This is a genomic window from Bradyrhizobium pachyrhizi, assembly GCF_001189245.1.
GTDB classification, from domain to species: Bacteria; Pseudomonadota; Alphaproteobacteria; order Rhizobiales; family Xanthobacteraceae; genus Bradyrhizobium; species Bradyrhizobium pachyrhizi.
Map to the genome: position 1 here is coordinate 109249 of NZ_LFIQ01000091.1, position 7536 is coordinate 116784.

Annotated in this window: 10 protein-coding genes; 4 read left to right on the top strand and 6 right to left on the bottom strand. The window is 65.0% G+C overall.

All coding sequences use genetic code 11. The annotated features are described in order from the left end of the window. Positions 1 to 6: 6 nt before the first annotated feature. Positions 7 to 276: an LPS translocon maturation chaperone LptM gene (gene lptM / locus AKL29_RS22550; protein WP_028333612.1), complete on the bottom strand. Its 270-nt coding sequence runs from the start codon at positions 274 to 276 to the stop codon at positions 7 to 9. 92 nt (positions 277 to 368) lie between these two features. Beyond that, positions 369 to 1766 (bottom strand): argininosuccinate lyase, encoded by a 1398-nt coding sequence (gene argH, locus AKL29_RS22555; RefSeq protein WP_050385673.1) that lies wholly within the window; start codon positions 1764 to 1766, stop codon positions 369 to 371. Positions 1767 to 1892: 126 nt separating this feature from the next. Here argH and tlpA point away from each other — a divergent pair, with 126 nt between their 5' ends. Further along, complete coding sequence (gene tlpA / locus AKL29_RS22560) at positions 1893 to 2570, top strand: thiol:disulfide interchange protein TlpA (protein WP_028333614.1); 678 nt, start codon at positions 1893 to 1895, stop codon at positions 2568 to 2570. Here tlpA and AKL29_RS22565 read toward each other — a convergent pair whose 3' ends face one another. Together AKL29_RS22565 and AKL29_RS22570 are read right to left on the bottom strand one after the other, a co-directional pair. Continuing rightward, positions 2571 to 2759 (bottom strand): putative motility protein, encoded by a 189-nt coding sequence (locus tag AKL29_RS22565; RefSeq protein ID WP_028333615.1) that lies wholly within the window; start codon positions 2757 to 2759, stop codon positions 2571 to 2573. Between the two features lie 121 nt (positions 2760 to 2880). Further along, positions 2881 to 3732, bottom strand: coding sequence for a LysR family transcriptional regulator (locus tag AKL29_RS22570; RefSeq protein ID WP_028333616.1), 852 nt, complete (start codon positions 3730 to 3732; stop codon positions 2881 to 2883). Positions 3733 to 3842: 110 nt separating this feature from the next. On the opposite strand from AKL29_RS22570, the gene AKL29_RS22575 reads away from it, so the two are divergent. The 3 genes from AKL29_RS22575 to AKL29_RS46330 are packed head-to-tail and all read left to right on the top strand — an operon-like array spanning position 3843 to position 5556. Further along, a complete protein-coding gene (locus AKL29_RS22575) occupies positions 3843 to 4226 on the top strand; it encodes a tautomerase family protein (RefSeq protein WP_028333617.1) in 384 nt (127 codons plus the stop codon). After that, a complete protein-coding gene (locus AKL29_RS22580; protein WP_050385674.1) occupies positions 4223 to 5434 on the top strand; it encodes a pyridoxal phosphate-dependent aminotransferase in 1212 nt (403 codons plus the stop codon). Before AKL29_RS22575 ends, AKL29_RS22580 begins: the two co-directional genes overlap by 4 nt. After that, positions 5431 to 5556 (top strand): hypothetical protein, encoded by a 126-nt coding sequence (locus AKL29_RS46330; protein WP_283809412.1) that lies wholly within the window; start codon positions 5431 to 5433, stop codon positions 5554 to 5556. The genes AKL29_RS22580 and AKL29_RS46330 overlap by 4 nt, the downstream gene beginning before the upstream one ends. Before the next feature lie 12 nt (positions 5557 to 5568). On the opposite strand, the gene AKL29_RS22585 is transcribed toward AKL29_RS46330, so the two are convergent. Then, the gene (locus AKL29_RS22585; RefSeq protein WP_028333619.1) at positions 5569 to 6450 is read right to left on the bottom strand and encodes a 3-hydroxybutyryl-CoA dehydrogenase; all 882 of its coding nucleotides are present in this window, start codon (positions 6448 to 6450) and stop codon (positions 5569 to 5571) included. 248 nt (positions 6451 to 6698) lie between these two features. Then, positions 6699 to 7536: electron transfer flavoprotein subunit alpha/FixB family protein (locus tag AKL29_RS22590; RefSeq protein WP_050385675.1), on the bottom strand; the 838-nt coding region annotated here is incomplete at its 5' end.

Here is a 7536-nt window from a genome sequence, read left to right on the forward strand (position 1 = left end):
GAGATATTAATTGCCGAGCAGCGGATCGAGGATGAAGGGCCGTTTATTGCCTCGCGGCGCGGCCGGCGCGGCCTCCGAGCCATAGGTCGGATTGAACACGCTGGGCTGCGCCGCCCGCTCGGTCTCGGTGTCGCTCGGTGCCGCGCCCGGCGCGACGTTCGCGGTCGGCGGCAGGTCGAGCGGTCCCTTGCGGCCGCAGCCGCCGAGCGCCAGCGCTGATACGCCCAGCACAATGATGGCCCATCCCGAGGGGGTCAGGCGGTTCTTGCTAATCACGACGAATTCCCCAATTCGGGCGGCACCATACAAACATTGCCGTGCTCTGGCGAGAGGCGGAGCGCCATGAAATCACGGCCAAATTTTCCGGTTCAGCCCAATTTTCGCTCTTTTTCCAGCCGCTTGGCCCAGGCCTTGGCCTGCGCCATCACATTCTTCGGCGCCGTGCCGCCGAACGAGGTCCGGCTCCGCACCGAGGATTCGACGCTCAGCACCTTCAGCGCGTCGGCCGTGATATCAGGCTCGACCTCCTGCATGGCCTTGAGCGGCAGCTCGTGCAGCGCCACACCCTGCTTCGAGGCCAGGCCGACGATGCGCCCGGTAACGTGGTGGGCGTCACGGAACGGCATTTTCAGGGTGCGTACCAGCCAGTCGGCAAGATCGGTCGCGGTGGCGTAGCCCTCGCCGGCGGCGGCCTTCATCCTGGCCTCGTCCGGCACCAAGTCCTCGACCATGCCAGTCATGGCGCGGATTGCCAGCGACAGTGCCTCGAAAGCCTCCATCGCGCCTTGCTTGTCCTCCTGCATGTCCTTTTGATAGGCGAGCGGCAGGCCCTTCATCACGATCAGCAGCGCCGTGAGCGCGCCGATCACGCGGCCGGTCTTGGCGCGGACCAACTCGGCCGCGTCCGGATTGCGCTTCTGCGGCATGATCGACGAGCCGGTGGTGAACTTGTCGCTGAGCTTGACGAGGCCGACCAAGGGCGAGGTCCAGATCACGATCTCCTCAGCGAAGCGCGACATATGCACCGCGCAGATCGCCGCCGCCGACAGCGTCTCCAGCACGAAATCGCGGTCGGACACCGCGTCGAGCGAATTGGCCATCGGACGCTCGAAGCCGAGCGCCTCGGCGGTAGCAGTGCGGTCGATCGGAAACGAGGTGCCGGCGAGCGCGGCCGCTCCGAGCGGCGATTCGTTCAGCCGCTTGCGCGCGTCCGCGAAGCGGCCGCGGTCACGGCCGGCCATCTCGACATAGGCCAGGAGGTGATGACCGAAGGTCACGGGCTGCGCGGTCTGCAGATGGGTGAAGCCCGGCATCACCGTGCCGGCATGCTCCAGCGCGCGGGCGACCAGCGCCTGCTGGAACGCGGCCAGCGCCGCATTGGTCTCATCGATGGTGTCGCGGACATAGAGGCGGAAATCGGTCGCGACCTGGTCGTTGCGCGAGCGTGCGGTGTGCAGCCGGCCCGCCGCGGGCCCGATCAATTCGGACAGCCGCGACTCGACATTCATATGAATGTCCTCGAGCGCGCGCTTGAAATCGAAATCGCCCTTGCCGATTTCTGACAAAATCGTGTCTAGACCTTTGCCGATATTTTTCGCATCAGCTGCGGTGATGATGCCTTGCGCGGCGAGCATCGCGGCGTGGGCCTTGGACGCGGCAATGTCCTGGGCATAAAGGTGACGGTCGACGTCGATGGAGACGTTGATTTCCTCCATGATCGCGTCGGGACGCTCCGAGAACCGGCCGCCCCACATCTTGTTGCTCATGACATCTCGCTCACGAATTTGTATTTCAGGCCGAGCTGTTGCATTCGCCGGAGCGGCGAAACAGCGTGGCGGTTCCGATCGTATTCCCGGCACTGCTTAGCCACATCGACCCAGGAAGACAACGATATGCCCGAGACGACCCCACCCAACCCGACCGCCAGGCCGACCGCCAAGTGGCGCATCCCGCTGGTGATCGGCGCCGTGCTGGCCGGGGCCGTGATCGGCTATGTCGGGGTCTCCAGCCTCAAGCATCCCGCGGGCGATATCGCCTGCAACAGCGCGGTGGCTCTGGCGAAGAAGATCGCCCCGCTCGCCCATGGCGAGGTCGCGGCGCTGACCATGGCGACCACCCCCCTGAGGCTGCCCGACCTGGCCTTCGAGGACGCCAACGGCCAGCCAAAGAAGCTCTCGGACTGGCGCGGCAAGACCGTGCTGGTCAATTTGTGGGCCACCTGGTGCGTGCCCTGCCGCAAGGAAATGCCGGCGCTCGACAGCCTGCAGACCAAGCTCGGCGGCAAGGATTTCGAGGTGGTCGCAATCAACATCGATACCCGCGACCCGGACAAGCCGAAAAACTTCCTGAAAGAGGCCAATCTGACCAATCTCGGCTATTTCAGCGACCAAAAAGCCAAGGTCTTTCAGGATCTTAAGAACATAGGCAAGGCGCTGGGCATGCCGACCTCGGTGCTGGTCGACGGCCAGGGCTGCGAGATCGCCAATATCGCCGGTCCCGCCGAATGGGCGAGCGACGACGCGATCAAGCTGGTGAAGGCCGCGCTACAGCCGGCCGCAGCCGGGTTCTGATCAGGCGACGGTGTTGAGGTTGTCGCCGATGCCGGGCGACAAATTCGCGGTGGAAGGCGTGCCGAGCAGGGTCTGAACCGCGAACTTCTCGGCGTCGAGGTTCTGCTTGGTCACGCGGGTTGCGATCTCACCCTGCAAATTGCCCTGCTGCATCGACAGGATGCTGGTGACCATGCTCATCATGTCCATACGCGGCACTCCCAAAACTGGGATTTGAGGTATCGCGCGAAAGTTAATGGTTGGGTAATCGATGGCCGCGTCAGGCTGACGCATCGGCCTCGAAGCTCCCGGCAGCGCGATGATCCGCGTCTCAGGCCGCGTTCGCCGCGAAGGCTGCGCCGAGGGTACGCAGCGCCTGCCGTGTCCGCGCATCTGACAGCTTCGAGTGCAGGATGACGTCACGGGACGGCAGCGGCGGCAAGCCAAGCCGTGGCCCGAGGTCGACGGTATCCGCGGGCGCGACCCGGCGCGCCAGCGCTGCGACCGCAAGGCCCGCGGAGATCGCAGCTCCGATCGTCGACAGCCCGCCGCCGACGAATGCCTCGGTCCAGGCGATACCGGCGGCGTCGAGCGCTTCAACCGCCATGGCACGCACGCTGCACGGCTCGGCTTGCGTGGCGAGGCGCAACGGCTCGCCCGGCCGATGGTGAAAATCAGGCGCGGCCATCCAGCCGAACGCTTCCTCGAACAGCACGTCGCCATCGCGGCGCTTGGCGTCGTGACGAAGCACGATCGCAGCATCAAGCTTCCCGTCGTCGAATGCGCTGAGCACCGAACGCGACGTATCGACGTGCAGCTGAATCACCAGCCCGGGATCGGTGCTGCTCATCCGCTTCAGCAGCGAGGCGAGCTCCGATCCGACGATGTGGTGGCTGATGCCGACGACCAATCGCCGATGCTCGACGGCAAACGAGCTGATCGCCGATTGATGCGCAGCCACCAGATTGCGCGCGGCGCCGAGGAAAGCGGCACCTTCGGCTGACAGCCGAACCTGCCGCGGCGTTCGCTCCAGCAACCGTCGGCCGAGGCCGTCCTCCAGCCGCCTGATCTTCAAGCTGACCGCGGACTGCGTGGTCTCCATCGCCTGCGCCGCGCGCGTGAAGCTGCTGAGATCCGCCACCAGGACGAAGGCCTGGACTGCCTCGAGGTCGAGCGCCTTCATGGTCATTCATTTAAATATGAAATCATTGAAACAATTTACCATACCGTTTTGCAATGAACAAGGAGCCCCTAGGATCGGCAGCACGTGACGCCACCAGGAGAGCCACCATCATGCCGCTGACCCGCGTTTCATTGCGACGGGGCAAGCCCGTCGCCTACCGCAAGGCCGTTCTCGAAAGCCTTTATCGCGCCATGCGCGAGACCTTCGACGTGCCCGAAGGCGATCGCTTCATGACGATCTCCGAGCACGATGACGACGATTTCGTCTATGGCGCCGACTATCTCGGCATCAGGCGCAGCGATGATCTGATCATCATCCAGATCACTGTCAGCAATACGCGCCCGGTGGCGCAAAAGCAGAAGCTCTATCGACGGATCGCCGAACGGCTGACCGAAAGCCCCGGCCTGCGCGCCGAGGACATCTTCATCAACCTGGTCGAGGTGCTCCCCGAGAACTGGTCGTTCGGCAACGGTGAGGCGCAGTACGTCCGATGACCGCCGCACCGACCCTCTCGCCGCGCATGAGCGGCATCACAGCATCGCCCGCATCGGTGCTGCGCCGCCGCGCCCGCGAACTGCGCGCGGCCGGGCGCGACATCATCGAGCTGTCGTCGGGCAATCTGGACTTCCCGACACCTGACCATGTGATCGCGGCGGCGCATGCAGCGGCATTGCGCGGCGAAACCCGTTACACCGATGTCGACGGCACGCCGGAGCTGAAGCGGGCGGTGCAGGCCGCGCTGCTGCGCGACCATCATCTCGACTATGGTCTGGACGAGATCGTCATCACCAACGGCTCGACGCAGGCGCTGTTCAACGCGCTGCTGGCGACGCTGGCGCCCGGCGACGAGGTGATCATCTCCGCGCCCTATTGGGCGCCCTATCTCGATCAGGTGCGGCTCGCCGGCGCGGAGCCGGTGGTGGTGCCGTGCGCGCAGAACAACGGCTTCAAGCTGCGTGCGGAGGATCTGCGGGCGGCGATCTCGGCGCGAACCCGCTGGATCATCGTCAACAATCCGGTCAACCCATCCGGCGCGCTGTATTCGCGTGAGGATCTGTCCGAGATCGCCGCGGTCCTGCTGCGGCATCCGGACATCTGGGTGCTGGCCGACGGGCTCTACGAGCAGATCGTGTTCAATGGCGCGCCCGCGCCGACGCTTGCGGAAATCGAGCCGCGCCTGAAGCCGCGGACGCTGATCGTCAGCGGCTTCGCCAAGAGCTACGCCATGATGGGATGGCGCATCGGCTATGCCGCCGGACCCGCGGCGCTGATCCGCGCGATGGTCACGATCCAGTCGCAGACCACGTCCGGCGCGTCGTCGATCAGCCAGGCCGCGGCGGTTGCCGCGCTCGACGGCGCGCAGGATGTGCTGCTCGAGCGCGCCGCCATCCTTCGCGCCAAGCGCGACCGCTTTGCCGAACTCGTGAACGGATGCGCCGGGCTGTCCTGCACGCCGCCCGAAGGCACCTTCTATCTGCTGGTCGGCTGCGCCGGCGTGATCGGCAAGCGCGCGCCCGATGGCAGAGTGATCCGGACCGACCGCGATTTCTCGGCCTATCTGCTCGAGGCGTCCGATGTGGTGGTGTTTCCCGGCGAGGATCTCGGGCTGTCGCCCTATATCCGCCTCAGCTTCGCCAACCCGTCATCGACCATCGAGGAGGCCGCAAGGCGGCTGAAGCGCGCCTGCGCGGCGCTGCAATGACGTCTCACGCAAAAAGCCAGCGCCTCGCGCTGGCGGCGCATCTGCTTGGACTTGGAACGAGTGCGACGATGATTATCGGTCTGGTGCCTGCGGCGCTTGCGCTGCTGCGGGCACTGACCTGAAGGCGGGATGGATTACCGCGTCGGGATCGGCTTGTCGCCGCGATAGTCGTAGAAGCCGCGCTGGCTCTTGCGTCCGAGCCAGCCGGCCTCGACATACTTCACCAGCAGCGGACAAGGCCGGTACTTGGAGTCGGCCAGCCCCTCGTGCAGCACCTGCATGATCGACAGGCAGGTGTCGAGGCCGATGAAATCGGCGAGCTCGAGCGGGCCCATCGGATGGTGCGCGCCGAGCTTCATCGCGGCATCGATCGCCTCGACGTTGCCGACGCCTTCATACAGCGTGTAGATCGCCTCGTTGATCATCGGCAACAGGATGCGGTTGACGATGAAGGCTGGGAAATCTTCCGACACCGCGACCTGTTTGCCGAGCTTGGCGACGAACGTCTTGGCGGTGTCGAAGGTCATGTCGTCGGTGGCGATACCGCGGATCAACTCGACCAGTTCCATCGCCGGCACCGGATTCATGAAATGAATGCCGATGAATTTCTCCGGGCGGTCGGTCGAGGCGGCGAGCCTTGTGATCGAGATCGACGACGAGTTGGTCGCGACGATCGCCTCCGGCTTCAACACTGCGCAGACCTCGTGGAAGATCTTGCGCTTGGTCTCTTCCTTCTCGATCGCGGTCTCGATCACGAGATCGCAATCGGCGAGCGCGTCGAGCGACTCGGCGGAGGCGATGCGGTCGAGCGCCTGCTTGCGGTCGCTCTCGCTGATCGCCTTCTTGGCGACCTGCCGGGTCAGATTGCCGTTGATGGTCGCCAGCGCCGACTTCAGCCGGTCGCCGGACACGTCGTTGAGCACCACGTCGAAGCCGGCCAGCGCCGCCACATGGGCAATGCCATTGCCCATCTGGCCCGAACCGATCACGCCGACCTTTTTGATTGCCACCGTCATCTTGTCATCCACCGGAACGGCGCGCACATCGCGCCTGCCCAATTCCAACGATACCCGAAGTAAAGCCTTCCGGGTTGCCCAATCCGCCGGAAAACGTTTCCCGGGACCATGATGTGATGACAGGTCATCATACCCGGGTCCCATTTTCCCCTGTCGAGCATGATCCTTTCGGAAAAACGTTTCCGGATCATTGCCTCGAAAATAATAACACCGGCCGGAGCTTACTCGTCCGGCCGGTGTCTTGTCGCTTACTTTCCGAGCTTGCCGAGCGCTTCGGTGAGCTCAGGAACCGCCTGGTAGAGGTCGGCGACCAGGCCGTAATCGGCGACCTGGAAGATCGGCGCGTCCTCATCCTTGTTGATGGCGACGATCACCTTGGAGTCCTTCATGCCGGCCAGATGCTGGATCGCGCCGGAGATGCCGACCGCGACATAAAGTTCCGGGGCCACCACCTTGCCGGTCTGGCCGACCTGCCAGTCGTTCGGCGCATAGCCGGCATCGACCGCGGCGCGCGAGGCGCCGACGCCGGCGCCGAGCTTGTCGGCGAGCGGCTCGATGTACTTGGCGAAATTCTCGCGGCTCTGCATGGCGCGGCCGCCCGAGACGATGATCTTGGCCGAGGTCAACTCGGGACGGTCGCTCTTGGCGACTTCCTCGCCGACGAACGTCGACAGGCCGGGATCAGCGGCCGCAGCGGCGTTCTCGATCGCAGCGCTGCCGCCCTCGCCGGCAGCCGCGAAGGTCGAGGTGCGCACAGTGATCACCTTCTTGGCGTCCTTCGACTTCACGGTCTGGATCGCGTTGCCGGCATAGATCGGGCGCTCATAGGTGTCGGGCGCGACGACCTTGATGATCTCGGAGACCTGCATGACGTCGAGCAAGGCCGCGACGCGCGGCATCACGTTCTTGAAACGCGAGGTAGCGGGCGCGACGAACGCGTCATAGCCAGGAGCCAGCGCGACGATCAACGCTGCCAGCGGCTCGGCAAGGTCGTGCTCATAGGCGGGGCCTTCGGCAACCAGCACCTTGGTGACGCCGGCAAGCTTGGCGGCCGCGTCCGCCGCCGCCTTGGTGCCCTGGCCGCCA

What these genes read in the sequence shown, in the direction of transcription:
- argH (WP_050385673.1), bottom strand. Translation starts at nt 1,766, where the DNA reads ATGAGCAACAAGATGTGGGGCGGCCGGTTCTCGGAGCGTCCCGACGCG.
- tlpA (WP_028333614.1), top strand. Translation starts at nt 1,893, where the DNA reads ATGCCCGAGACGACCCCACCCAACCCGACCGCCAGGCCGACCGCCAAG.
- AKL29_RS22565 (WP_028333615.1), bottom strand. Translation starts at nt 2,759, where the DNA reads ATGGACATGATGAGCATGGTCACCAGCATCCTGTCGATGCAGCAGGGC.
- AKL29_RS22570 (WP_028333616.1), bottom strand. Translation starts at nt 3,732, where the DNA reads ATGAAGGCGCTCGACCTCGAGGCAGTCCAGGCCTTCGTCCTGGTGGCG.
- AKL29_RS22575 (WP_028333617.1), top strand. Translation starts at nt 3,843, where the DNA reads ATGCCGCTGACCCGCGTTTCATTGCGACGGGGCAAGCCCGTCGCCTAC.
- AKL29_RS22580 (WP_050385674.1), top strand. Translation starts at nt 4,223, where the DNA reads ATGACCGCCGCACCGACCCTCTCGCCGCGCATGAGCGGCATCACAGCA.
- AKL29_RS46330 (WP_283809412.1), top strand. Translation starts at nt 5,431, where the DNA reads ATGACGTCTCACGCAAAAAGCCAGCGCCTCGCGCTGGCGGCGCATCTG.
- AKL29_RS22585 (WP_028333619.1), bottom strand. Translation starts at nt 6,450, where the DNA reads ATGACGGTGGCAATCAAAAAGGTCGGCGTGATCGGTTCGGGCCAGATG.